The 23,868-nt window shown below is 49.2% G+C and carries 23 protein-coding genes and 1 pseudogene; 13 read left to right on the top strand and 11 right to left on the bottom strand.

Going from position 1 to position 23,868, the window contains the following annotated elements; genetic code table 11:
• Positions 1-47: 47 nt before the first annotated feature.
• The 9 genes from AC2FCQ_RS10005 to AC2FCQ_RS09965 all read right to left on the bottom strand — a co-directional run bounded on the left by AC2FCQ_RS10005 (position 48) and on the right by AC2FCQ_RS09965 (position 10,202).
• Positions 48-1,184 (bottom strand): ABC transporter substrate-binding protein, encoded by a 1,137-nt coding sequence (locus AC2FCQ_RS10005; RefSeq protein ID WP_490307927.1) that lies wholly within the window; start codon positions 1,182-1,184, stop codon positions 48-50.
• Between the two features lie 86 nt (positions 1,185-1,270).
• Positions 1,271-3,418 (bottom strand): phosphocholine-specific phospholipase C, encoded by a 2,148-nt coding sequence (locus AC2FCQ_RS10000; protein WP_209637420.1) that lies wholly within the window; start codon positions 3,416-3,418, stop codon positions 1,271-1,273.
• Positions 3,419-3,541: 123 nt separating this feature from the next.
• Positions 3,542-4,384 carry an NADPH-dependent 7-cyano-7-deazaguanine reductase QueF gene (queF, locus tag AC2FCQ_RS09995; RefSeq protein ID WP_209637422.1) on the bottom strand — a complete coding sequence of 281 codons (843 nt, stop codon included), beginning with the start codon at positions 4,382-4,384 and terminating at the stop codon, positions 3,542-3,544.
• Positions 4,362-5,258 (bottom strand): queuosine precursor transporter, encoded by an 897-nt coding sequence (locus AC2FCQ_RS09990; RefSeq protein ID WP_037416671.1) that lies wholly within the window; start codon positions 5,256-5,258, stop codon positions 4,362-4,364. The genes queF and AC2FCQ_RS09990 overlap by 23 nt, the downstream gene beginning before the upstream one ends.
• Positions 5,259-5,873 (bottom strand): helix-turn-helix domain-containing protein, encoded by a 615-nt coding sequence (locus AC2FCQ_RS09985; protein ID WP_209637424.1) that lies wholly within the window; start codon positions 5,871-5,873, stop codon positions 5,259-5,261. It lies immediately after the preceding gene.
• Positions 5,874-6,495: 622 nt separating this feature from the next.
• Entirely contained in the window at positions 6,496-7,791 is a 1,296-nt protein-coding gene (locus tag AC2FCQ_RS09980) for a cytosine permease (protein ID WP_037416677.1), read from the bottom strand.
• A 20-nt stretch (positions 7,792-7,811) separates the two neighbouring features.
• Positions 7,812-8,501 (bottom strand): helix-turn-helix transcriptional regulator, encoded by a 690-nt coding sequence (locus AC2FCQ_RS09975; RefSeq protein ID WP_209637426.1) that lies wholly within the window; start codon positions 8,499-8,501, stop codon positions 7,812-7,814.
• A 25-nt stretch (positions 8,502-8,526) separates the two neighbouring features.
• Entirely contained in the window at positions 8,527-8,937 is a 411-nt protein-coding gene (locus AC2FCQ_RS09970) for a GNAT family N-acetyltransferase (protein ID WP_209637428.1), read from the bottom strand.
• Between the two features lie 344 nt (positions 8,938-9,281).
• Entirely contained in the window at positions 9,282-10,202 is a 921-nt protein-coding gene (locus tag AC2FCQ_RS09965; RefSeq protein WP_209637430.1) for an alpha/beta hydrolase, read from the bottom strand.
• A gap of 437 nt (positions 10,203-10,639) precedes the next feature.
• On the opposite strand from AC2FCQ_RS09965, the gene AC2FCQ_RS09960 reads away from it, so the two are divergent.
• Both AC2FCQ_RS09960 and AC2FCQ_RS09955 read left to right on the top strand, forming a co-directional pair.
• Entirely contained in the window at positions 10,640-11,428 is a 789-nt protein-coding gene (locus AC2FCQ_RS09960) for a winged helix-turn-helix domain-containing protein (protein ID WP_209637432.1), read from the top strand.
• Between the two features lie 25 nt (positions 11,429-11,453).
• Complete coding sequence (locus AC2FCQ_RS09955) at positions 11,454-11,900, top strand: hypothetical protein (RefSeq protein WP_209637434.1); 447 nt, start codon at positions 11,454-11,456, stop codon at positions 11,898-11,900.
• Between the two features lie 67 nt (positions 11,901-11,967).
• Here AC2FCQ_RS09955 and AC2FCQ_RS09950 read toward each other — a convergent pair whose 3' ends face one another.
• Positions 11,968-12,711, bottom strand: a complete 744-nt coding sequence (locus AC2FCQ_RS09950) for a winged helix-turn-helix domain-containing protein (RefSeq protein ID WP_209637436.1) — start codon at positions 12,709-12,711, stop codon at positions 11,968-11,970.
• Between the two features lie 414 nt (positions 12,712-13,125).
• Here AC2FCQ_RS09950 and AC2FCQ_RS09945 point away from each other — a divergent pair, with 414 nt between their 5' ends.
• From AC2FCQ_RS09945 to AC2FCQ_RS09895, 11 genes and pseudogenes are all read left to right on the top strand, one after another.
• Positions 13,126-13,683, top strand: coding sequence for a fimbrial protein (locus AC2FCQ_RS09945; RefSeq protein WP_209637438.1), 558 nt, complete (start codon positions 13,126-13,128; stop codon positions 13,681-13,683).
• Between the two features lie 78 nt (positions 13,684-13,761).
• Positions 13,762-14,307 carry a fimbrial protein gene (locus tag AC2FCQ_RS09940; protein WP_490307928.1) on the top strand — a complete coding sequence of 182 codons (546 nt, stop codon included), beginning with the start codon at positions 13,762-13,764 and terminating at the stop codon, positions 14,305-14,307.
• Between the two features lie 29 nt (positions 14,308-14,336).
• Positions 14,337-16,868, top strand: a complete 2,532-nt coding sequence (locus tag AC2FCQ_RS09935; RefSeq protein WP_490307929.1) for an outer membrane usher protein — start codon at positions 14,337-14,339, stop codon at positions 16,866-16,868.
• 56 nt (positions 16,869-16,924) lie between these two features.
• On the top strand, positions 16,925-17,674 hold the full coding sequence (locus tag AC2FCQ_RS09930; protein WP_209637444.1) for a fimbria/pilus periplasmic chaperone: 750 nt from the start codon (positions 16,925-16,927) through the stop codon (positions 17,672-17,674).
• Between the two features lie 49 nt (positions 17,675-17,723).
• Complete coding sequence (locus tag AC2FCQ_RS09925) at positions 17,724-18,338, top strand: fimbrial protein (RefSeq protein WP_490307930.1); 615 nt, start codon at positions 17,724-17,726, stop codon at positions 18,336-18,338.
• The gene (locus AC2FCQ_RS09920) at positions 18,331-18,918 is read left to right on the top strand and encodes a fimbrial protein (RefSeq protein WP_490307931.1); all 588 of its coding nucleotides are present in this window, start codon (positions 18,331-18,333) and stop codon (positions 18,916-18,918) included. The genes AC2FCQ_RS09925 and AC2FCQ_RS09920 overlap by 8 nt, the downstream gene beginning before the upstream one ends.
• Positions 18,919-18,928: 10 nt before the next feature.
• Positions 18,929-19,456, top strand: coding sequence for a fimbrial protein (locus AC2FCQ_RS09915; protein ID WP_490307932.1), 528 nt, complete (start codon positions 18,929-18,931; stop codon positions 19,454-19,456).
• A 237-nt stretch (positions 19,457-19,693) separates the two neighbouring features.
• Entirely contained in the window at positions 19,694-20,647 is a 954-nt protein-coding gene (locus tag AC2FCQ_RS09910) for an MrpH family fimbial adhesin (RefSeq protein ID WP_490307933.1), read from the top strand.
• Positions 20,648-20,804: 157 nt separating this feature from the next.
• Positions 20,805-21,350, top strand: coding sequence for a helix-turn-helix transcriptional regulator (locus AC2FCQ_RS09905; protein WP_404760462.1), 546 nt, complete (start codon positions 20,805-20,807; stop codon positions 21,348-21,350).
• A 121-nt stretch (positions 21,351-21,471) separates the two neighbouring features.
• Positions 21,472-21,756: a hypothetical protein gene (locus AC2FCQ_RS09900; RefSeq protein WP_490307934.1), complete on the top strand. Its 285-nt coding sequence runs from the start codon at positions 21,472-21,474 to the stop codon at positions 21,754-21,756.
• Positions 21,757-22,083: 327 nt separating this feature from the next.
• Positions 22,084-22,287: pseudogene (locus tag AC2FCQ_RS09895) on the top strand (hypothetical protein); the annotation flags it as partial.
• A 373-nt stretch (positions 22,288-22,660) separates the two neighbouring features.
• Here the strand turns inward: AC2FCQ_RS09895 and AC2FCQ_RS09890 are convergent.
• Positions 22,661-23,713 (bottom strand): GlxA family transcriptional regulator, encoded by a 1,053-nt coding sequence (locus AC2FCQ_RS09890; protein ID WP_245209964.1) that lies wholly within the window; start codon positions 23,711-23,713, stop codon positions 22,661-22,663.
• Positions 23,714-23,868 lie beyond the last annotated feature (155 nt).

Below are 23,868 nucleotides of genomic sequence, written 5' to 3'. Positions count from 1 at the left end.
ATGACGACAGGAACGTCAGGGCCCGGCTGACGGGCCCTGTGTGAGGATTATTTCGCGGTGACCCAAAACACACCGCTGTAATCCAATGCGGTGAATTTGTGGTGTACCATTTCAATATCCGCTTGCGGATCAATATCTTTAAATAAGTCCGGATGCAGAAATTTGGCGATCGCCTCGACCGCGATGAAATTCAACGGCGTATCATAGAATTGGTGATAAATCGCCATTACGCGTTTTTCTTTGACGGCCTTCAGCACGTTCAGACCGGTGCGGTTCATCAACACAGCCAGCTTTTGCTGAGTGGTGGCGTCATCTGTTGCGTAACCCAAGGGGACTGCCATCGTGCCTTTATGGCCGCGACTCCAGTCAGCACCCGTCATCAGATAGAAATCCGGGTTGCTGGCGATCATCTGCTCCACATTGACTTCGCCGCCCATTTCCGCAAACAACGTACTGCCGATGTTGTTGCCACCGGCGGTATCAATAAACTGGCCAAAACTGCCTTTGCCGAAGGTGTTGCAGCATTGCTCGCCTTTCATGCCGGCACTGCGTTCGATAAAAACACTAGGGCGTTGCTCTGGCTTGAGCGTCGCCACCCGTTGGCGTACCAGAGCGAGCCGTTGCTGGTAGAGCTGAATAAAGGCATCGGCGTTCTGCTGTTCATCAAATACGTTGCCCAACAGCTGCATGCTGGCGACGGTGTTCGTGAGGGGTTGTTGGCGGAAATCGATAATCAGCACCGGGATGCCGATTTTTTCCAGTTGGGTCAACACGCCGCTGTCTTTCAACTTGCTCAACAGGCCGATGTCGAAAATGATCAGATCTGGCTTACGAACCACCGCGCTTTCAACGCTGAAATCACTGACGTATGGGTTATCGAACGTGGGGATCTGCATCACCTGCGGGAATTTCTTCGCGTAGGCCTCCACCAGATCTGGCGCTTTGACCTTCAGTGAATTGTCCCAGGCGATGATGTTTTTCAACGGCTCCTGCGGGTGCAGGATATTCAACGCCAGCAGTGCACGGGCATCAGCCAGGATCACGCGTTTCGCCGGTTGTGGCAGGGTAACCTGGCGGCCGGCAACGTCGGTCACGACGATTGGCGCAGCCTGAACGGCACTGGCTAGCAGCAGGGCGCAGGCGGCCAGCCAACGGCTGGTTTTGGCAATAAGAACGGCGAGCATGGAGATCCTTGAGCATGGGGCGTTGAATAAAGAAGCTAATGATAATCCATATCCTTTCGCTTTTTGAACACCCCAGTGCGGATATCTTATGCTTTACCCATGAGTGGGTCGCTGACGCTGTGTTCGCCCGTTTCCAGCCTGCCCGCCAACCGCCGTCGCCAGCCATGGGAACCTTCTAGTGAAAGATCGTACCAGCCGCCGCTGGTTTTGGCGTCAAAGGCTTGCTGATGGCGGCCACCTGCCGGCAGTTCAATGTGCCAAGGGCCATGTTGCGTATAGGGGCAGCGGGCGATCGTTACCGTTGTTGTCTGGCTACCGGGGTTCGTGAGCGTGAGCGACAGGCCGTCACCCTGTGGGTTCAAACGCACTTCCGGCTGTGATTGGAGAAGGGTGCCGCGTAGCTCACGGTGAAAGCCGTTGGGGCCGAGTAGCCACAGATGGTATTCGTCTGTTGTTGACCAGTTATCGCTGACGGCTTTGCCGGCCTCGACGGTATAGCGCTGTGGGATCTGATCCAGATTCAGTCGATCGTAAACGTGGAATACCGCGCCTTGCGCCCCGGTATTGTAGAGATTGAGCGTCACCCTGTGCTGCTCGGGGTAGCTGGTGGCCTCAACGTGCAGTTGATAAGGCAGTGCACGTGATGGACGCGCCAATCGGGATTGGTGTGGCAATTGCTGCTTATCCGCGGGGGGCAGAGGTACCTGCGGCAACTGTTCCTGTCGTTGGCGCAGGCTGTCGGCGGCGTGGCGACTGATGGCCGGCAAACGGGGTAAGGTTTCTCCGTTCGGATCGACAAAGTTGAACGCGGAGGTGAGATCGCCGCACACCGCCCTTCGCCAGGCACTGATATTCGGTTCATGCACCTGAAAGCGTTTCTCCAAAAATTGCAGTACCGAGGTGTGGTCGAACACCTGTGAATTGACCCAACCGCCACGGCTCCAGGGCGATAGCACCAGCATGGGCACGCGTGGCCCGGGGCCATAAATACGGCCGTCCGGTGGGGGTTGGTCCTGCGAGCCCGGTGGAGCAACGTGTTGAAAGATTTCACTGTCGAACGGCACCGTCGATTTGCCGGCAAAGCTGCCATCTTCGCGTAGCGATGGCGCGGAAGGTGAAGGCATATGATCGAAGAAACCGTCGTTTTCGTCGTAATTGACCAGCAGTACGGTCTTGCTCCACACCTCGGGGTTGTCGGTCAGCGCATTGAGAATTTCTTGCGTAAACCAGCCCCCCTGCACCGGACTGGACGGCCCGGGATGCTCCGAATAGGCTGCCGGTGCGATAATCCAACTCACCTGTGGCAGTTTGCCCTGCTGAACGTCGGCGCGGAAACCGGCTATCATCGCGCCCAAATCATTGCCGTTGGCGGCGGGCAGGGTATTGCCATTCCCTTTGTACAGCGGCGCTTCGGCATTGAGTTCATCGCGGTAGGGCACAAAGGCGGTGAAGTCTTTCGGTGGCTGCGCCGGATTACCGACCTTAACGCTGGCGGCGCGGTATTGGCGAAAACCTGCCAAGGGGTTGTCGGTGAAGTTATCCGGCAAAAATTGGTAGACCTTCCAACTGACGCCACTGGCTTCCAACCGCTCAGGATAGGTATGCCACTGGTAACCGACCTCTACGGGGCCGGGGCTGTCCCATTCGTTAACCACGACCGCGACATCGGCCGCAGTCGGGCCGTTGGTCCCGGTCCAGTGGAACAGGCGGTTGGTATTGGTACCGGCGTGGATCGAACAATGATAGGCGTCGCACAGAGTGAAGGTTTCTGCTAGCGCAAACTGGAAGGGCAATTCGTGGCGGCGGTAATAACCCATCGAGGTCGGCGTTTTGTACGTGGGCCAGGCGCTCATGCGGCCGCTGTCCCAGGCGGACTGTTCGTCTACCCACGAGTGGGGTGTACCGCTAACCCGTTGAGCATTTCCGCGTTTGCTGTCCAGGTGATAGGGCAAGACCAGTCGATCTGTCCCTTGTTGTTGCCACACATGGCGATCGTCGGGCAATGGAATGGTAATACGATCGCTAAAGCCGCGCACCCCAGGCAGCGTGCCGAAGTAATGATCGAAAGAGCGGTTTTCCTGCATCAGGATCACGACGTGTTCGACATCGTTAATCGTGCCGGTGCGGTTATTGGCCGGTATTGCCAGGGCTTTACGGATCGAAGCAGGTAACAGTGAAAAAGCCGATCCGATGGCGGCAGCCCGCAGTACTTCTCTGCGCGAAAAATCAGGCATGCGTCGTTTTACTCCCCAAGGTTTGCTTTGAAGATAGTCGTTAACGACGGTAATGGCGAAAAATAACAAGGAGATGAAAGGGGGAGAAATAATGCCCCGCATCGGGGCATTATTGAGGAAGGCTTATTGCCTGATCAGGCGACCCAGTGTGGGTTCGGCTTCAAAATCGCTGCGGAACGGGTTGATGTCCAGACCACCGCGGCGGGTGTAGCGGGCGAAAACGCTGAGTTTTTCCGGCCGGCAGCTTTGCTTGATGTCGTTAAAAATGCGTTCGACACACTGCTCGTGGAACTCATTGTGCTGGCGGAAAGAGATCAGGTAGCGCAGCAGGCGCTCGCGATCGATTTTCCGGCCTTGATAGTGGATCACCACGCTGCCCCAGTCCGGTTGGTTGGTGACCAGACAGTTGGATTTCAGCAGGTTGGAGGACAGCGTTTCCGTCACGGTTTCCGCTTGATCGCAGGTTGCACCGTGCAAATATTCTGGTTTGAAGTCAAAGTCATCCACGGCGATGTCCAGATCGTCAATATTGATGCCCGGCAGGCGATCTATTTGCGATGAATAACCGTCCAATCCTGGATAGAGTTTGACGCCGACCTGACCGTTGGCGGCCTGCGACAGATCTTTTTGCATCGCGGCGCTCACCTGTTCAACGCTGTCAAAGCGCGTCTGGTTAAAGCTGTTGAGATACAGCTTGAATGACTTGGACTCAATCAGATTGGTGGAAGAATGCGGCAGAGTGAACTCGCCAATGCCAACCACTGGCTTGCCTTTGGCGTTGAGCCAGGACAGTTCGAAGGCGGTCCATAAATCCACGCCGTGGAACGGCAGGTTTTGTTCATCTACACCGATCAGATCACGGCCGCGTGCGCGCGGCAGGGCCTCGAGCAATTCGGGAGCATACTGGTCCGGGTAATCGGAGTTAGCGCCAAGATGGGTGATTTTATCTTGTTTTTTGATATGCATATTCGTTGCTCCTTGCAAGATCGGTATTGATATAGCGGTTAAACAGACTACGAGCGGCGTAAATCGGGCCGACGCCCACCAGGGCATAGACCACCTTGATCAGGAACTGCGACAGGATCATGGTTTTGATGATGTCCCAGCTCAGGACGTTGTAGAACGCCAGTGTACAGAACACCACGCTGTCGATGGCTGAGGCGACAACGGTACTGGTGATCACGCGCACAAACAGGTAGCGGGAGTTGGTCAACTCTTTGATTTTGCAAAGCAGGTAGGAGTTAACATTCTCGGAAATTAAATAAGCCGCAGAGGAGGCAACCAGTACCGCCATAATGCTGTGGACGATACCGTCATAAGTTTTGCTGAACTCCCATTGTGGAATGCTCGGCACCAGGGTGGTGGCCCAAACGCCCAGCACAAAAATCAGGTTGGCCATAAACGAGATGATGATGGTGCGCCTGGCCAATCGTAGTCCGTAAAACTCGTTTAAAATATCGACGAGGATAAAAGTGAGAGGATAAATAAAAATGGCTGGTGGTGTGATCAGGTTTAACGCGGGAATTTGAATCGGCTTTACGCCGCACAGCGTTGAAAAGATATAAATCACGCTGAGTGCCACGGTAATGATCAAGTAGGCGTACCAAGAGCGCTCATGGCGATCGCTAAGTTCATAAGCGGTTTGCTGCTGATTGTTGCCATAAATCTTGCGGTACAGTGCCTGCAGTTCATGTCGGCTAAGATCTTCCGATATTTCGCTGTCGGCCAGCTCATTGAGCCCCATAGTGATGGTTTTGCCGGTGGCTAATACCATGACATTGGCCGCGAGGGTGCCATGCCGGGTAAAGCCCAATAGCTTGAACTTTTGATTAGGTTCCATTTATAGCCTTTCTCCAAAGATATAACCCAGGAATTGCACGGTATCCTGATTGTTTTTCTCCATGCTGCTTTCTTCTTTGTCATTAATGACAAAGAAACCGTTTTTTCCCGAGTGATACAATAAAGGCGAATTGCAAACCAGCACCGGCGGGCGTTTTATAATAATGACCTCGCCAGGGATAAATGAACCTTTTATTTCGGTCTCTATTTTCATTGCTACCATATTTGACTCATCGCCGAAGAAATAAGTCAAAGGAAACTCTGTCACCAACTGCCCAATCTTCCAGCCCGTAACGGATAAAAATCGCGATTGAGGAATAACTGGAATGGCAGAAGGGTTTTTATTCCCTTCGGTTGAAAGGGTTTCGTTGAGCAGCTCCAGTTTTTCCAGATCATAGTCTTCGATCTCCTCACAGGAAACGCCAAAGAAGTCTGAAATCCGGTTAACGGTGGCTTGCTGCACATTGTTGACCTTTCCATCCAGGATTTTATAGATGGTGGTGCGTGTCAGGCCAGTACGGTTAGAGAAGGATGCCTTGGTTTCGCCCCGTGTGCGCATCAGATATTCAATATTCTTAATGATGTTGACTTTGCGCTGGGCGTTAGTGGTCTTCATAAGCATTCCTTACAATATTCTGGCCGGCTTTACTATATCGCACGCACCGGCATTGTCCAGAACGGACACAGAGATTATGCCGGTAACCGGCTGATTACACTTTAAAAATGAAAGGGGTTCTATCCCTTGCCGTGGTCATGAAGGCTTTTATTAATGTGCGCATAATGAGAAATAAAGGTAATCAAATACAAATCAATCACTTACGACTTAATCTGTGAAAAGTGAACACAAAAGTGGGTTTTGTGTCTACTTTTGTGTTGACCAGGGTGGATTTTGTGAGCTAATGTTCACCCATACTGAAGTGTTTATTGACGATCAGAAGGGTTAATAGGCAATCGTCTGACTGCTTCTATAATAAAAAGCTCGGAGAGGGGGCGTTTCCATTCTCTGAGTATTAAAGGATGTTTTAGCTACTGACACCAGGGAATTCCAATTACGCCATCGGCTGTAACGCTACAGTTTAAAACCCACCAATCTATATTGATGCCAGTCGGCTAGTTAGCCGACCGATATCTATTTATGCCTTGACGTTATCACTCGGCGATTCTATTTCTTTTTCTACTTGTTTCTTATTTCCCCACTCTCCGGCAGTGAGAGAGTGGAGAATATCACTCAGGCCAGATTAACTTTGTGCAGACGCCGGTTTCTGAGAGCGGCTCACTGTCAATTTGAGCGCCCAGTACAGCAGGCTGGCGGCCAGTAACGAGTTGATGGTAGGCACACCCCACTCAGTCACCAATCCGACGATGCTGCCGGCAATACTGGCGATGATGGCCGCCCAGCCAATGGTTGGCGTCTGGTCAGGCAATTTTCCTTCCTGGCGGCTCTCATCCAGAATTTTACGGTGAGTGCGCAACAGATAATAATCAACCAACATAACGCCGATAATCGGCGGGAATACCACACCAAGTACCGTCAGGAAATCGACAAACCGATCCAGAATGCCCAACACGGAAAGTGTGGTGCCCAACACGCCAATCACTAACGTGGTTGCGGTGTATTTCAGCCTTTTACCGGTCATGCCTTCAACGGCGTTGACGATGCCCAGTGACGATGAATACAGGTTGAGGTCGTTAACCCTCAAGGTGGAGAACACGACGACCAGCAAGCCCGCGCCGCCGGCAACTTGCGACATGATGGTGACCACATCCGCCGTGCCGAGCGTTTTGGCAATCAGCAGCGCCAGGCCGTTAACCACGAACTCTCCGGCGACAATGGTGAGAATGGTCACGCCAAATACATGCTTGCTGTTTTTTGAGTAGCGCGTTAAATCGGGGGTCATCAGGCTGGCAACAATAGCGCCGCCGACCACAATAGTGATACCGGCGCTGATCGACAGCGGATCACCCGGCGGCATAAGTTGGATAATCTCCGGCAGATTATGGCCGGTGAGGGTGATATAGGAAATATAGGCCACCAACATAATAAACATCGGCACCGCAATTCTGGCGGCAATGCGCAAGGCCTTGAAGCCAAACGCCACCAGGATGGTCAATAGGGTACCGGACAGCCCGGCCGCCAGACCAAAGCCCAGTTTATTGCCAAGAGCGAAATCCAACGATTTGGCGAAGATGGCATTTTGTATGCCAAACCAACCCAGCAGGCTGACAGCGACGACGACACCGATCAGGACCGAACCCAAGCGGCCGAAACCGCACCAACGGGCGAGCAGGCTACCGGAGATCCCTTCGCGCATCCCCGCCAACCCGAGGCCGTAGGTCACTACGCCAAAAATCAGGCTGCCGACAAAAATGGCGGTGAATGCATCGATCAGCGTCATGGAATGGCCCAACACGGCGCCAAGCATAAACTGATCCAGAGCGGTCAACATGCCCATATGCACGATAGCTACGCTTAAAAAGGAGACTCTTTTATCCTGAGGTACCCGGGTTAACGGATAGTCTTCAATTTTGATCACGGTGAGGTATTCCTTGCTATTTAAATAAACTGGATGCCTTTCGCTATCAGGCGATCGGGAATATAGCTGTCCAGACGCGCATATTTGCAAAACTCCTCAAACTGCTGCTGTGTGTGGACATCAGATTTCTGATAAATGTTATATATTCTGTTTTCTATGGTTTTATTGCTGATGTTATATATTTTGGCTATTTCTTTCACCGACAGCCGTTGCAACATTAAAAAGATAACGTCCAGTTCAGCACGGGTAAAAATAGTGCTGTTGGTTTCCGTGGTTAATACGCTGGGTTTATGATGATTGATATAATTAAGCGGGGATAATGTGTTGAGCGGCTTGGCGTTCCACATCACCCCGAAGACTTCTTTCTTATCGTTGTAGATGGGCAGTTTTTCGCTGATAAACGGTGTCAGGCTGTCTTTCCCATACCAATAATGGGTTTCTATCACGGCAACCCGATCGCGTGAGATCTCGGTCATTTTGTCATGCTCGACAAAATCGGCGGCAGATTCGGCCCAGTCCGCGGGGAATTCGTCGTCTCGCTTACCGGCTATATCAAAACTTAATGGCGTGTTGGTATAGAGGTAGGCGGCCCGGTTCATGTAAAGATGACGGGATGCCAGATCCTTGATGCCCCATGGCTCACTTAAGTGCTCCATCATGGCAATCAGGCCCTTCAAATAGAATTCATTACTTTTATCGGGCGAATCCATTCTGACCTCACCGATTAAGATTGGGTTATAACTTTTTCGCCAGGTAGTGACGCGTATGCTTTTTGGCATAATCGCCTAAGTTGCCGTAAACCTGATAGCCCAATTTTTCATAAAAGCCTCGGGCCTGGAAGTCGAAAGTATCGACATAAGCCATGTGGCAACCGCGCTTCTTGGCTTCTTCTTCGGCTTGTAACATCAATTGGCGGCCATAGCCGCTTTTCTGATATTGCTCGCCGACCCAAAGATACTGTACTTCAAGCCCGCCCCACCAGGTTCTGGCAACCAGGCCGGCGACGATTTTGCCTTCGTCATCGGTAATGGTCAGGAACAGCGGGTGGATATCGACATGTTCGGTTTTTTCGTTGTGAGCCCACAGGCTATCAATGACGAACTCTTCATCTTGTGGGTTTGGTTGATCGGTAATATTGATATTCATTGTTGTAATATAATTCCCTGTGATAATAATTGTTTTTGCAATCAATTTGATGTCTACCAACGGGTTTAACTATCACTTTTCATAATGTATTACAAGGGTGGTTTTCACCCGTTCCCGTCGGTGGGGCAAACCTTTATATTAACTGTGACGGGGCTAGAAAATAGCGCAATACGCGGTAATAAATAGCGGTAAATCCTGTCCAGTCAATCTCTTCTTATTGTGCCTCACCAGGGCCTCCTTCAGAAAATACATTAGCCATTCAGGCTCCACCGGTAGAGCAAGCTAACTTGCCAAAGGGGAGCCGCCATGTTCAAAATTCCCCAGAGTCAGCAACTGTAATCCCATCATTTATCCTGAGCGGTACCCTTGGCGATGTCTTCCAATGCAGGTGCGATAGCCGCACTGAACATAGCACCGTGATCCAAGCCTGGCCATTCCCGGAAATCAACCTCAAGTCCCTTTAGCGTACCCAACCGTTCGGCCAACTGCTGAGCTGCATCTGCGGGAAGTGGAGCCTGCTTGACATTGGGCGGTGCTGAACGCATTTTCTCGCCACCGCCGGTCCATAACCACAGATGGGCAGATAACGCAGGATGTCGATCAATAACCCGTTGTGCTTCTTGCAGAATAAAGCCTTTGCCCCACCAGAGAGAGGGTTCAACCGCGACGTAATGTTGGAACGCCGCTGGCTGGGTTAGCAGCGTATGCAGAACGAACAGACCGCCGTAAGAGTGTCCCCACAGCGTTTGCTGTTGAGGATCAACGGTAACCTTCGCTGCAACTGCCGGTTTCACCTGACGTTCAATCAGTTGCAAGAAGGCATCTGCGCCGCCATTGGGCCGCATCCCACTGGTTTGCAGTGCGGCCGGGGTGTAATCGTAGCTGCGGCCATTGGCATCGATACGCAAATCGTTGTCATAACTGATCAGCACCAATACCGGCGGCTGTTTTTGTGCTGCAAGCCGTGCCAACAAGCTGGCATTCAGCTCCATCAGTACCGCGTTGCCGTCCAAAAAGTAGATGACCGGATACCCAGCCGGTGGCGGGGCGATACGCGGCTGCGCGATGCGGATGCGGTAATGGCGCTGGCCATCCACTGAATTGAACCGTAAATCACTGAACTGATAATCAGGTGACTGTGTATCGGCGATGGTCACGCCAATTTTACGTTCCAGATCGGGCCTGGCCTGCACCAGCATGGGGGAGCCAACGCCGATAATCAGCGAGATGACAAAGGTAAGACTGCGAAGAAAAGAGGATGCCATGCTGAGCCTGTTCAACTGAAAAACCTCGATAATAACATCTCATCAGTAAATGGGGGGTATGGCCGTTCAGCGGTCGCCATAAAAGTAAAGCAGCCCGGTGATGTGCTCAGTGGGTTGATAAGGAGGGAGGGCGAAGCTGGATTCAGAATGACCCAATCACAATCCCACTGTGCGTAGAGAAATCCATCCCTCATATTGTCGTACCTGAATATCAAAATCGGGTTCGTAAATTTACCCTATCAGGCAAGACGGTGGTATTTCTTCGCCAACTATGACGTTAATAGTTACCCAAGGGCCGTTAATGTTTTTCAATAGGCTATTGTTTTATATAAAATTATACCATTGCGTTAGGAATTTTCTTAGTCGTTGTTCTATGGTAATATAACCATGCTTAATAAAGGTGAATTATTGTTAATTAGTTTGTAGGGCAAGGGATTATGAAATATATAATTAATAATAATATTAAATATCATGAAGATAGATCTGAACTGGTTGTACTGAATGATAACATCCCGCCGGTTGCCTTGACGGCAACCCTGAATCGCTTGCTCTCCGCCTTGGTCAGAAACAATAATCTGGTGCTTTCTCGCAATACGCTTCTGATGCAGGTCTGGGAGGCGCATGGGCAAGTGGCCTCCGGCAATAATCTCAATAACACCATTTCTATCCTGCGCAAAATATTCGCTTCGCTCGGCGAAGAGGACATTATCGTTACCTTGCCCCGGCAGGGGTTTATGTTTACCGCCGCGACGCTGGAAACGGCGGACAGTTTGGCTGCCGATTTACCGGCTACAGAACTCCCGAATGACATGGCGCAGACATTGCCTGTTGTTTCGCCACGTTTTGCTCGTCTTAAAGGTGTTGCTTTGAGCACACTGGTTCTGTTGGCTGCCGTCAGTGGCGCTTGGGCCTGGTCGGACCTTGGATATTCACCGATTAAAACGAGGTCCGTGGGTAAAATAGGCAGCTGTGACGTTCAATTCATTACGTCTTACCATAAGGTGGGCTCCGGCCAGGTCGATTTGACCCATTTGAAGGAACTGTTGGCGCAAAAAAACGATATCAAATGCACCGAGCCAGCGACGCTATTTTTTTACGACACCTTATCGCTAATGCCGAATGCCGCCGGGCGATTCAGAACCTCTTATTTCTATTATTGTCCTGAGAAGCAGGTGAGTTCTAGCCAAGTGCAATGTGAGAATTTTTATGAAAATAAGGACTTATAGTTTTTTTCGCCGTTGCGGCTATGGGATGGCAGCACTGCTGGCGCTGGTTGTCTGCGGCATTTCCGCTTACGCGTTGTTTTTTAGACCCCAGCTCCCAGAGTGCCAGGCGACATTATGGGTGACTAATCAGCTAAAAGATAAAACGATGCGGCGCGTATTGCTGATTAGCATCGCACCAGAAGGTGCACGACGGGCAAAGGTGTTGATTCACGGCAGTTTTTTCGACGGATATGTCAGATACAACATTGACCGTGCGGTGATAATGGATTATCAACGCCAAGGAGATAACTATACGTTTACCGTGCGGGAAAACAACAATAGACCGGCGGATTCGCTAATAGCACCCGAATTGAATCGGCGTATGCCAATGCAGGGGCAACAGTATCATTTACGTATTGAACAAATAGACAGCCAGCGCTTCTTATTTGTTGGAAATTACGCTCCGCTTTTTGTCTGCAGCACTGTACGGTAAGTTGTATCCCCTTGGAGTAAGACAGCCAAGGGGACTAAAAATCTGACCCTGGGGGGCATATAGAATTTTAATTATTATTATTGATGTAATTATTAATACAAGGGCTGCTAATTTCACGCGGACAAAAGGTTATCTGCTCCTCATTACTCTGTGAGTTTTCGTTACGGATGTTATCGTAATAGTAGACGTCTGCTTTACTTTTACAGTTAAAGCCCGCTTGCTGAATGATGCCTCTAATCTTATCTAAACTCCCACTCCCCAATTTCATACTGTAGATCTGACAGCGCTCATAATTCCCTAGCGGATAGACGTTAATGCGAGTGCTGTTCTGATACAGCACGATGGCAGCAAACGGCACCAGGCAAGCAGCAGTGATCATGATTAAGCGCTGAAAAGGATTCCATAACCTTTTTTTGGTTGACGGAGAATATTCATCCTGCCAGGAAAATTTATTTTCATAGGCGTAGGGTTCATCCTCATTCGCTATCTGATGAATGACTTTGGCGGAAAATTTAAACCCTTGGCGTGGATAGGTAACGATAAGCTCCTCCTCCCCAAACTGTGCCAGAGACTTTCTGAGCCCGGACACGTAATTATTAAGGTTATTATTGGATGCTTTTAAACCATACTCTACCCAAACCTCATTAAGTAATCTATCTCGCAACAATAGAACATCATTATTGCGAATAAATAAAGAGAGCAAGCGGCACGTCGGTTTCAACAACGCCAGCTTACTGCTCGCATTGTCTATATGCATTAGCGTGCCTTCCTCTTCATTATAGAGGACGTTGTCATTAATATTAAAAATCATGTCATTTACCTGTCAACTTTCCTGTCGAGAGATGATTCTGAGACCTTATGACTTTTTTTTCAATCCTACTCAATATGAGTAAATAGGATTTATCTCTATATTCTTATAATATCCGTAAATAATTGCTTATGTTATAAGTACATTAAAATAAATATGTGTAATTAATATGTCTTTTTTAGGTTTAAAACCTATCTATATGCTATTTTATTTTATAATATCCTGTGTTTTTGTCTATTTCACGCATAACATTTTATTTTGGCTTTGAAGAAGGTAACTTTGTTCCCACTGATACGGAGCGCTAAACGTTATGTATCGGCACTCAAACAACGCTTGGATAAATTAACCCTCAGCGTTGATGATCTGATGATGGAATACATTGATTTCTCTTCTTGCTAAGGAATGTAAGGGCTTTATATGAAACTGAATAAAATTATGCTGGCTGCAGTGATGGCTTTTGGTGTTTCTTCTTTCGCTAACGCAGCAAACCAGGGCAGCGGTTCAGTCACCTTTACCGGTGAAATTATCGATGCACCATGTTCAATCGCACCAGGCAATATTGATCAGACTATCGCAATGGGCCAAATCTCTAACCTGAGCCTGAAAGATGGTCGTGCGTCTGAATTAAAACAAGACTTCAAAATCGTGTTGGAAGATTGTACTTCAGCAACAGCGAAAACAGTGAAGACCACCTTTACCGGTGAGCCGGGCGGCGCTACAGGTACAGATAAGAAAATGGTTGCTCTGGGCAGCGGCAGCACTGCTAAAGGTGCAAGTATTGTTATTACCGATACCAAAAACAGTAATGCCGTTGTTGAGCTGGGTACCGCAACGACCGGTCAGGTTATTGCTGCAGGTGATACTGATGCCGAGCTGGAATTCCAGGCTTATCTGAAAGGCAATGGTGGCGCTCTGGACACCATCGTTCCTGGTGCGTTCACCAGCGTTGTTAACTTCGCTCTGAACTACCAATAAGCAATATTCATAAGCGTATTCAGCATGCGGGTAACCGCATGCTTTTTAAAATGGAACCTTATTGCCAGGAACGTGTATATGTTTGAGAAAGTCCAAACCTTAGTGGCACCTTCCCTGTTGACCCTGATTTTTATTACCCAGCCATTAATGGCACAGAGCTCTGTGATTGGGTGGGGAAGGGTCAATATGGAAGGCGCCATTGTCAATGCTGCTTGTGCAATTGAATCTGCGAGCCGTGATCAAACTATCGACATGCAAACATTACCGGTGGAACAAATTGCCCGGGATGGCAAGGGCCTGACCAAGGCATTTAGCTTGCGGTTATTAAATTGCAGTTTAACAGACGCAGGAAAAATGCAACCCGGCCGTCAACATTTTCAAATGATGTTTGATGGCAGAGCCGATAACGGATTGTTCGGGGTGATGGGAGATGCAACGGGAATAGCATTACGTCTTTCAGACAGCGTCGGCAATGTTATTTACCCAGGCTTGACCATGCCGATAGACGGCACGGTAATAAAAGAGAATCAATTAAACTATTCAATGCAACTGGTGGCTAATCGCCAAGTGTTGCGTGCCGGGGATTATAGAACCGCTATCCGTTTTAAATTGAATTACTACTGATTATAAATAAGTTAAAGGTTGGCGGTATCATGGAATCGAACGCAAATAATTCGAGCGCACCTTTATTGAGCCTATTAGGAGTGTGCGTCGCTTTGGCGATATGCAGCTTGCCATTTCAATTACAGGCAAGTGATGAGGTGCAGTTTAACATTGACGTGTTGGATCTCAATGACAGAAAGAATATTGACTTGAGTCAGTTTTCTCGCGGCGGCTATATCATGCCGGGGAAATATGTCATGTCTATTCGTCTGAACACGCAGGTTTTACCCGAAGAGCCTATCGCATTCTATGCGCCGGAAAATGATGCAAAAGGCAGCCAGGCTTGTATATCTCCAACGCTGGTTGAAAAACTGGGTTTTAAACCGGACGCCCTAACAAAGCTGCGCTGGTGGCATGACGAACAGTGCCTGGATTTAACCAGCCTTAACGGCCTGGAAGCCAAAGGCGATCTGGCCACGTCCAGCCTGTATTTGAATGTGCCACAGGCCTATTTGGAATATTCGTCTCCGGATTGGGACCCTCCATCACGTTGGGATGAAGGTATTCCCGGTTTGCTGTTGGACTATAACCTGAATTCACAGGTTCAACGTACGCAACAAGGTGGGCAGCAGTCATACAACCTTAGCGGTAATGGTACTACCGGGGCTAACCTGGGGGCCTGGCGTTTACGTGCTGACTGGCAGATGAACATCAATCATCAGACCGGTTCCGGTTTACCTACCCAGCAGAATTTTGACTGGAGTCGGTATTACGCGTTTCGTGCATTACCACACTGGGGCGCTCGCCTGACGATGGGGGAGGATTATCTGGCGACGGATATTTTCGACAGCTTCCGCTTTACCGGGGTCAGCGTGAGTTCAGACGACAATATGTTGCCACCTAACTTACGTGGCTATGCGCCTGAAGTGACAGGCATAGCCAAAAGCAATGCCAAAGTTGTTATAAGCCAGCTAGGGCGTGTGCTGTATGAAACCCGTGTCGCGGCTGGGCCATTCCGCATCCAGGACATTAATGACTCTATTAACGGCCAGTTGGATGTTCGGGTTGAAGAACAAGACGGCAGCGTGCAGGAATTTAAGGTAGATACCGCCAATATCCCATACCTGACCCGCCCTGGTTCGGTACGTTATAAATTTGCCAGCGGCAAGCCTTCCGACTGGAATCATCATGTCCAGGGGCCTTTGTTCGCCACCGGAGAATTCTCTTGGGGGGTGAGTAACGGTTGGTCATTGTACGGCGGCGCTATTGCCGGCGGGGATTACACCGCATTGTCTATGGGGCTGGGGCGTGACCTGCTGGCCTTTGGTGCAGTGTCGTTTGACTCTACGCAATCGCGAGCGAAATTACCGCAGCAGGCTGATGTTAAAAGCGGCGGGTCTTATCGGGTCAGTTATTCAAAGAGTTTTGACGAGTACGACAGCCAGATCACCTTTGCGGGCTATCGCTTCTCAGAGCAGAACTTTATGACCATGAGTGAATATCTTGATGCTCGTTATTACGATAACCGCATCGGGAAAAACAGAGAAATGTACACCATCACGCTGAATAAACAGTTTCGTGATTTGGGGTTAAGCACATATCTCAATTATAGCCACCAGAGTTATTGGGATCAGCCCGTGAGCGAGCGTTATAGCCTGGCACTCTCACGCTATTTCGATTTGGGGCCAATGAAAAATATGAATGCATCATTAACGGTTTATCGAAATAAAGATAACCGCGCCAATGACGATGGCATGTATTTGTCCTTTACCCTGCCTTGGGGCATGAACTCTAACGTCAGTTATAGCAGCTCATGGAACCGTAATGAGACTACCCAGCGAGTGGGATATTACGAAAGACTGGATGAACACAATAATTACCAATTGAGCACCGGCCACTCACGCCGAGGCAGCTCAGCCAGTGGTTTCTACACCCACGAAGGTGATAGCGCGCGGATCGGCGCCAACGCCAGTTACCAAAGTGGCGGCTATTCATCCATGGGCATGTCCTTACAAGGCGGGATGACGGCAACGGCCAAAGGGGCGGCGCTGCATCGAACCGGCTCGCTGGGGGGGACACGCTTATTGCTGGATACCGACGGTGTGGCCGGGGTACCGGTGCGTGGGTTTGGTGCAACGACGAGTACCAATGCGTTTGGCAAAGCAGTGGTTGCGGACATCAGCAGTTACTACCGCAGCAGGGCGAGTATCGATCTCAACACTTTGCCGGATGATGTTGACGCAACACAGTCGGTGGTGCAGGCGACGCTAACCGAAGGGGCAATTGGTTATCGGCGGTTTAACGTCATTTCGGGGCAAAAGGCGATGGCGGTAATCCGTCTGGCCGACGGCAGTGCACCGCCGTTTGGCGCACTGGTCTACAACAGCAGGCAGCAACAGACAGGCCTGGTTAATGATGAAGGCAGCGTATATCTGAGCGGCATCCAGCCCAATACCGAGATGACGGTGAATTGGGATGGTAAAGCGCAATGCCGGATCGCACTGCCGGAGATCCGCACGGATATCGCGTTAAGCAACCTGCTGTTGCCGTGCCGGGCGAACACCGAGATGCGGTCGGAATAAGCCGTCGCTCCCGTGATTATTTCAGTAAGAACAGCGTTAGGAAACGGAACAATTTTATGCAAACAAATAGGGTAAAGGCATTTTCTGTTGTTGGGGTGTTGTCGGCAACATTGTTGAGCAGCCAGGTACAGGCGGCTATTGCGCTGGATCGTACCCGTGTGATCTTTAACGGTGGCGAGAAGTCGGTGAGCATGAATATCAGCAATAAAAACACGCAATTGCCGTATCTGGCTCAGGGGTGGCTCGAGGACGCCGATGGCAAAAAAATCACCAGCCCGCTGGTGGTCTTGCCTCCGGTGCAACGGTTGGAGCCGGGTGCACAGAGCCAAATAAAAGTGCAGGCGACGCCAGCGGCGAATTTGTTAGCGCAGGATCGTGAAACCCTGTTCTATTTCAACTTGCGTGAAATTCCCCCAAAGAGTGATAAGGCTAACACGCTGCAAATTGCCTTGCAGACGCGCATTAAGCTGTTTTATCGCCCCGCAGCGATTACACCCAGCAAGGGCAACGCCTTTACGCCGTGGCAGGAAAAATTAACGCTGACACGCCAAGGAGAAGGTTTCCAGGTTAATAACCCTACGCCTTACTACATCACGCTGGTGGATGCCAGCAGCAGCAAAAAAGGTAAAACGGCGCAGGGTTTTGAACCGCTGATGGTGCCGCCTAAGGGCAGTATTGCGTTAGGGGCCTCCGGCCTGGGTAATTCACCGGTGCTGACCTACGTCAATGATTACGGCGGTCGCCCTGATCTGACGTTCAAATGCGGCACCAGTGATTGCCAGGTTGTGCCAGACGCAAAAGGGTAACCGATGCCGGTGGCCTATTTTACTGGTTGAAGCGTGTGGGGAAGAAACAATGCAAAGAATGGGCAAGGGTTACAGCAATCTGCGGGGCGGCTTTTTAACACGGCAAGCAGGCATAGGTACCCTATTGGCGGTGGCCTTGCTGACGGCCGGCTACGCCGAAGCGGACGAAGGGAATCACGGCGTTCTATTTGTCCATGGTGCATTAACAGAAGGTGCTTGTCGGCTGGATATGGCGTCGGCATATCAAGAGGTCTGGTTGGGGGAAACGACAACGGGCAGCCTCGCCAAGGTGGGCGAACGTACTAAGCCGGTCGCTTTCCAACTTCGCTTGCGAGACTGCCTGCGAACGGGGGGAGCAATACAAGATGACCGTTTGGGCAATCGCGTATGGGATGCCTATCAGCCGGCCGTTACGGTGAGTTTCAACGCGCCCTTAGACGCGGATAAGTCGCAGTTGGTCAAGGTTCGTGGGGCGGGTGGGTTAGCGCTTCGCCTGCTGGATAGCGACAAAAAGGATGTGCGTTTGGGCAGCCGCAGCCGACCGCAGCTGTTGAAAGGTGCAAATGACGTGCTGAATTTCTACGTCATGGCGGAACGTACAGGTGCGCCTTTGGTTGCAGGTGCCTACCAGGCAGCGATTGATTTTCGGATGAACTATGACTGAGGCGAAAACAATGGGCAACCCAGGGTACTGCGCGTGGCAAAAGGCGAAGGAGGGCATTCTGATCTGCTGCGCTCTGGCGGCAACCATGGCGACGACCTCAGCGCTGACCTTGTTAGCAGTGCTGTTGATTAGCCAGGCCGGGTGGGCCGCGACGGTGACGGTTACCGTCAAAGGCGTCATTGTTGCCAAGCCAAAATGCGAGATTAATGGCGGGCAAGATATTAACGTGCCCTTCGGTGAGCTGACCACGATCAAGATTGATGGTGAAAGATACGGCAAACGGCCGATCCCTTACGGGGTGAGCTGCAGTGGCAATACATCAGGTAGCGCAGGGTTGTTGAAAATCAGCTTGCAAGGCTTGGCACCGGATTTCGGCGACGGTTTGTTGCGTACCAATAATAACGATCTGGCAATTAAGCTGGTGCAAGAGAATGGCCAACAGCTGCGGTTGAATTCCTGGCTTAATTTTACCTACCCGATTGCACCTGCATTATATGCAGTTCCGGTCAAGCGCAGCGGCGCCACGCTGAGAGGGGGGGATTTTTCCAGTGCCGCCACGTTACTTGTAGAGGTTCAATAAGGAGATAAACATGAAGGAAGCTAATATGAAAAAAATGAATGTGACGCATTATTCCGCCATGGCGACAATGCTCTGCATGGGATTGCTGGTGGTTGGCTCTGCGCAAGCGGTAAATGTAAAGTTCATGGGCAAATTGGTAGAACAACCGATCTGTACGCTGAATGATGGCAAAGATATTAGCGTTGATTTCGCCAACGTCGCCATCAGTAAAATTGACGGTGTTAACTACAAAAAAATGGAAATCCCTTATACCGTTAGCTGCAATGGTGGTTCAGCGGGTTATGGTGACCTGAAAGTGAAGTTGAGCTTTGCGCCGGTATCCTGGGGTGACAGCAAGCCACTTCAGTCCAGCGTGGGCAACCTTGGGTTGCGTATTACGCAGGGCGCGGGCGACACCACCTATGTCAGCGACACCAAACTGATCATTAATGCCGCTAACCCCACAAAGCTCTATGCGGTACCCATCGCACGGCCTGGGAGCATGTTAGTGGGTACCGATTTTACCGGCGCTGCGACTCTGACTGCTGAGTATGAGTAATAGCGGTTTCTGCAACCGGGCAGATATGCCTGGTTGCAGGAAATAGATATCGCCGGTGTTAAGTTTTTAAACGTAAATATGCCATTTAATCATGCAGTCGGTATGGTTATTAGGGGGGCTTTAGTAATATTATTTTAATAAAATGCATTGCTGCTTTTTATGTGTGCCAATTGAGTTGGTGTTTGTTATTTATTCCTATTTAATTTCTAATACATCCATGGTTTCAAAGAGGAACGTATGAGTTTTTATAATTTGTATTTTTTTAATGACAAAGTGGCATGGATGGGTAAAGTTATTTTATCTTCTTTTTTACTTTTTATTTTTGTGTTTAAAGCAGACGCAGGCGTAGTTTGGGAAACCACCAATGCGCCTATAATAGATGGAACTATTTCGTCCGCAAATGCCAAGTACTATGGGGCTGCTGGTAAAATTGTGAGTATGGACTTTGATGATCCAACACCGAGCCCTTGTTATCAGAAAGCATGCATAGCAACTATTGGTGTTTATACCAATTTGTCGAGCAAACCTGCACCTTATATGCAAACATACTTATCCTATGCGTGGGAGATGGGGCCAATATACCACTCTAAAACTATGGGTGAGCTTTATAAAGCTTTAAGCAGTAAAGCCGAAAATAATTTTTATGTTGGGGCTGAAGTAGGGGGGTATGGCAATATTAGATATTATTGTGATCCTGATATTTCTCCAGAGATTTGTATTAATAAGAATAAATGGGAGGCCTATTCAAAAGTATGCTATGCGCTTGTTTATTTCCGGACTTCATATTCGTATTATAACGCTTTTCCTGGACAGAGTTGTATTGGGCCAACACCGCCTAATAATGAATGCAATATTGATGCGGGCGCGGTAACGTTGGATCACGGACAATTAAGTACAGATGAGGTTAATGGCCATAAGAAGCAAGAGACTTTTCGTATTTCCTGCACCTACCCGGCTAACGCAGATATTTCTTTGGTGAGTAATAATGCCAGTGAAAAAATAATGCTAAAGGGTGATGATAGCCTGTATTCCACTGTCACTATCGATGGTGTACCTGGCATAACCGGTAAGAAAATCAACATTCCTACTGGTGGGGCATCGATTAACCTGGAATCTACCCTGCACACTGTCGGTAATGTTGAAGAGGGGCCGTTCAGTGGCAATGGCATTCTTATCATAAACTCTTATTAATCATCTATAAGGGGGTACATAACCTCGTAGGTTATAAAGTTTCCTGCGAGAGACACAATGACTGATGTAATTTTCATTGTTGTCTTAATGACGGGCACGGGCATGTTCTGCGTTCTTGCAGATTATATTGCTATGCTCTTATTCTAGGGAGGTAAGGATGAAGGTAATCAATATCATCATTGATGATGATAATCGCTACTTTTCTGCTGGCCTGCAGAGCAGCATTAAGGAATATGCCCGGTGCCATAATAAAACGATTTGTTTTTTAAAGCAGGATGCTGAAATTCAGCCCGATGTGGTGTTTGTTTCAACACGTCGGGGGGCCCAGAGTTGGCGCCGAACGGCTTATGATAATGGGCGTTCGCCTGTCGTCACGATCAAGGAAAGGCCCGTGGTTGCCGTAAGTCAACCACCGCGCGTGCTGTACCGAACGGACAGGCCGGCTAAGTTGTTCGAACTGCTGGCCGAAACCTTAGCGAATATACGCCCAGTAAGATCGTTTGAGCATCCGCTTCTGACCCAGCGTGAGCAGCAGGTTATGAGCTATCTCAGAAGGGGGCTCGATCAATCACAAGCGGCCCGAGTGCTGGGCGTGAGCGTCAAAACGGTACACAGTCATAAACGTTCCGTGATGAAAAAATTGATGCTAAGCCGACATCATGAATTTATTTACTGGCTTTTGTCCCACGGGGATTGGGTATAACAAGAATACAGAATGTTATATCTCCACAAAATTTATAGCTTAGCGTTTACATAATTATCAAAATAAATTAATGAGTTGTTTTTATTTACTGATTGAAAAACACCAACAAGGAGCGCTGTATATGAAAAAATTAACCATTTCATTTTTCGGTGCCTGCATCATGATGGCGTCTTATGCCTATGCTGGTTTTAATGGGAACACCAATACTCACGATAATCAAGGAAACGGTAACGGCGCAGGGGACATTAATATTGGCCACTGTGAAGAGGGTAAAGGCCAGAATGGGGGTAAATGCGTTGGGGAGAGTAACGGTGCCACTAAGCCCAAAGAACAAGAAAAGGGCGACGTGCTTAATTCAATTTGCAAATCACCCGTTATGAAAAAGTATGCGGTGATCTGCCAGTGATAATTTATTAACCCATCAGATGGGAAAGGCCAGGGCTGCTTATAGTCCACTAAGATAACTTATTATTTTACACCAATATTGTGAATGGCTTCGTCTTGGTATCAAGCTGAATTGCTTGTTATCAAGGTGACCTTTCCCGCTGCGTGTAGCCAAAGGACGGTAAAAATGATGCTATTATTTTTAGCAGTGATTATGCTTTTATTAAGTGTGTATGCATTTATTAAACATACCAAGTCAATTAATAAAAATCGTCTGGGAGGATCGGGGCGATGATGGCTTTGGTACCAGCCCATAGGCTGAGGGCTTGAGGCCGAATAATCGAACCAAGGACACAGGGTGACGGTTGACCCGCTTAACAAGCATGACCGTAGCCTGAGTGCGCACATGCTGTATTTTGGCCCGACCGGCGCGGGGAAATCGGCGACGCTGCGTGCGACCTTATCGCAACTGATGGCGATACATCGGTCGCGGTTGTTTATCGCGGAAGCGGGTATCAATGGCATCGCCCTGTCGCATACTGTATTTGACAGTGACGATAGGCACATTCGCACATTAGGTACCGACCGAGAGCTTGCACAACACTGCGGCCACGGAAGAACAGATTACCGCAAAAATCTAGGATTTTTGCTCTGTAAGTGGTAATACCGTTGGCATCGTGAAGTTTGATCCCAAGAGCAGAGTGATGTCGTAGCTCGCCGCTGATGGCGGTGTTCGCTGGCTCCAGTCTAGAGGGGAGCTTATCTTTACGCCGGGTAGCTTGAATGGCCACTTTGCTGGAATCGTTAAACAGTGCAAAGAGCGTTAGGAACTGTGAAGTTTGCTATTCAGCGAGCGCTCGGCGAAAGCTGATTGGACATTATATGTGGGGGGCCCTTGCGGGGCCCCTGCAGATTAACGCCCTGATTTAGCTCTTGGAAGTGGATTGTTCAGTATGGAACAGCTTGGCGCGAACGGTTTTGCGATAATCACCGGGTGAAACGCTGGAGATGCGTTTGAACTGGCGGTTAAAGTGCGCAATATCTTGGTACCCCACCAGAGCGGCAATTTCTTGAATACTCAAATTAGTCGTTTGTAGCATATTGATTGCAGACTCAATCCGAACCTTTAAGAGGTATTGCAAGGGCGAAATATCGGTCGCATTTTTGAAGCGGCGGTTAAAGTTGCGCAAACTCATGCCTACCATATCGGCGAGCCTCTGCATTGGTAAGTCTGTCGTGCAATTTTCCTTTATCCAGGTTTGGATCTGGATTATATCCTCGTCAGGATGAGGTTTATTTTCTTCTCGGTAACACAGGCGTTCAAAGTTGCTGCGGATCTCGTGGAAGAAAGTCCGTTGCGTATGGTTAGCCACTTTTTTACCGTAGGTGGTCTCAATAAAATGAATGGTGAGATCGGAAAGGGCCTTCACGCTGGCTGCACAGAAAACATTCTCGGACTGGGTGATGAAGTATTTTGTTTTTAAATTAACCTCGGGATAATCATGTGCGAATTGTTCGAAATAGTGCCAGTGGGTGGTGGCCGGTTGGTCATCCAGTAGATGGGCTTCGGCCAAAAAGCAGCACCCCGTCCCGACGGCAGCTATCCGTGTGCCTTTTGCCGCTTGCACTGCCAGCCACTGAGTGATGGTTGTGTTTTGTCTTACGATAGGGCGCGGATTGCGCCAGATAGCGGGCAGATAGATGATATCGTAATCGGAATCGTCTTCCAATACGTCATCGGCAATCAAGCTAAAACCGCTGTGTGTAGGTATGGGATTTTTATTAATACTTATCGTACTAATATTGAGAATATTCTCATGCCTGCATAAGGTAGGTATATATTTATCTTGGTTTTTCTGATTGTTCCTTTGTTCTGCGAAATAACTACTTGCTGCTGCTTTCCACATTTCTATTGGTAGGCTGAGGCCGGAACTCAGCATGTGCTCGCACAATACAAATCCAATTTTTGTATTTATCATTTTTCGGTTAATACCTGATTTATTATTTTGTTATTGCTTTTACACCTGTCTTGGCCAAAAAGGTCTGCATTTTGGCCGGATTTTCATAATATCTTTTGCCCACGTTTTGTAAACTGATATCTGTAAATTATCTAAAGTAAGTGAAGGCATAACGA

It is taken from the genome of Serratia sp. CoH_134_PS_4, from assembly GCF_058190535.1.
This window is presented reverse-complemented; position numbering and strand designations above follow the sequence as displayed.

What these genes read in the sequence shown, in the direction of transcription:
- AC2FCQ_RS10000 (WP_209637420.1), bottom strand. Translation starts at nt 3,418, where the DNA reads ATGCCTGATTTTTCGCGCAGAGAAGTACTGCGGGCTGCCGCCATCGGA.
- AC2FCQ_RS09970 (WP_209637428.1), bottom strand. Translation starts at nt 8,937, where the DNA reads ATGAATATCAATATTACCGATCAACCAAACCCACAAGATGAAGAGTTC.
- AC2FCQ_RS09935 (WP_490307929.1), top strand. Translation starts at nt 14,337, where the DNA reads ATGGAATCGAACGCAAATAATTCGAGCGCACCTTTATTGAGCCTATTA.
- AC2FCQ_RS09960 (WP_209637432.1), top strand. Translation starts at nt 10,640, where the DNA reads ATGAAATATATAATTAATAATAATATTAAATATCATGAAGATAGATCT.
- AC2FCQ_RS09955 (WP_209637434.1), top strand. Translation starts at nt 11,454, where the DNA reads ATGGCAGCACTGCTGGCGCTGGTTGTCTGCGGCATTTCCGCTTACGCG.
- AC2FCQ_RS09965 (WP_209637430.1), bottom strand. Translation starts at nt 10,202, where the DNA reads ATGGCATCCTCTTTTCTTCGCAGTCTTACCTTTGTCATCTCGCTGATT.
- AC2FCQ_RS09985 (WP_209637424.1), bottom strand. Translation starts at nt 5,873, where the DNA reads ATGAAGACCACTAACGCCCAGCGCAAAGTCAACATCATTAAGAATATT.
- AC2FCQ_RS09925 (WP_490307930.1), top strand. Translation starts at nt 17,724, where the DNA reads ATGCAAAGAATGGGCAAGGGTTACAGCAATCTGCGGGGCGGCTTTTTA.
- AC2FCQ_RS09930 (WP_209637444.1), top strand. Translation starts at nt 16,925, where the DNA reads ATGCAAACAAATAGGGTAAAGGCATTTTCTGTTGTTGGGGTGTTGTCG.
- AC2FCQ_RS09975 (WP_209637426.1), bottom strand. Translation starts at nt 8,501, where the DNA reads ATGGATTCGCCCGATAAAAGTAATGAATTCTATTTGAAGGGCCTGATT.
- AC2FCQ_RS09945 (WP_209637438.1), top strand. Translation starts at nt 13,126, where the DNA reads ATGAAACTGAATAAAATTATGCTGGCTGCAGTGATGGCTTTTGGTGTT.
- AC2FCQ_RS09910 (WP_490307933.1), top strand. Translation starts at nt 19,694, where the DNA reads ATGAGTTTTTATAATTTGTATTTTTTTAATGACAAAGTGGCATGGATG.
- AC2FCQ_RS09890 (WP_245209964.1), bottom strand. Translation starts at nt 23,713, where the DNA reads ATGATAAATACAAAAATTGGATTTGTATTGTGCGAGCACATGCTGAGT.
- AC2FCQ_RS09950 (WP_209637436.1), bottom strand. Translation starts at nt 12,711, where the DNA reads ATGATTTTTAATATTAATGACAACGTCCTCTATAATGAAGAGGAAGGC.
- AC2FCQ_RS09905 (WP_404760462.1), top strand. Translation starts at nt 20,805, where the DNA reads ATGAAGGTAATCAATATCATCATTGATGATGATAATCGCTACTTTTCT.
- AC2FCQ_RS09940 (WP_490307928.1), top strand. Translation starts at nt 13,762, where the DNA reads ATGTTTGAGAAAGTCCAAACCTTAGTGGCACCTTCCCTGTTGACCCTG.
- AC2FCQ_RS10005 (WP_490307927.1), bottom strand. Translation starts at nt 1,184, where the DNA reads ATGCTCGCCGTTCTTATTGCCAAAACCAGCCGTTGGCTGGCCGCCTGC.
- AC2FCQ_RS09920 (WP_490307931.1), top strand. Translation starts at nt 18,331, where the DNA reads ATGACTGAGGCGAAAACAATGGGCAACCCAGGGTACTGCGCGTGGCAA.
- AC2FCQ_RS09915 (WP_490307932.1), top strand. Translation starts at nt 18,929, where the DNA reads ATGAAGGAAGCTAATATGAAAAAAATGAATGTGACGCATTATTCCGCC.
- AC2FCQ_RS09990 (WP_037416671.1), bottom strand. Translation starts at nt 5,258, where the DNA reads ATGGAACCTAATCAAAAGTTCAAGCTATTGGGCTTTACCCGGCATGGC.
- queF (WP_209637422.1), bottom strand. Translation starts at nt 4,384, where the DNA reads ATGCATATCAAAAAACAAGATAAAATCACCCATCTTGGCGCTAACTCC.
- AC2FCQ_RS09900 (WP_490307934.1), top strand. Translation starts at nt 21,472, where the DNA reads ATGAAAAAATTAACCATTTCATTTTTCGGTGCCTGCATCATGATGGCG.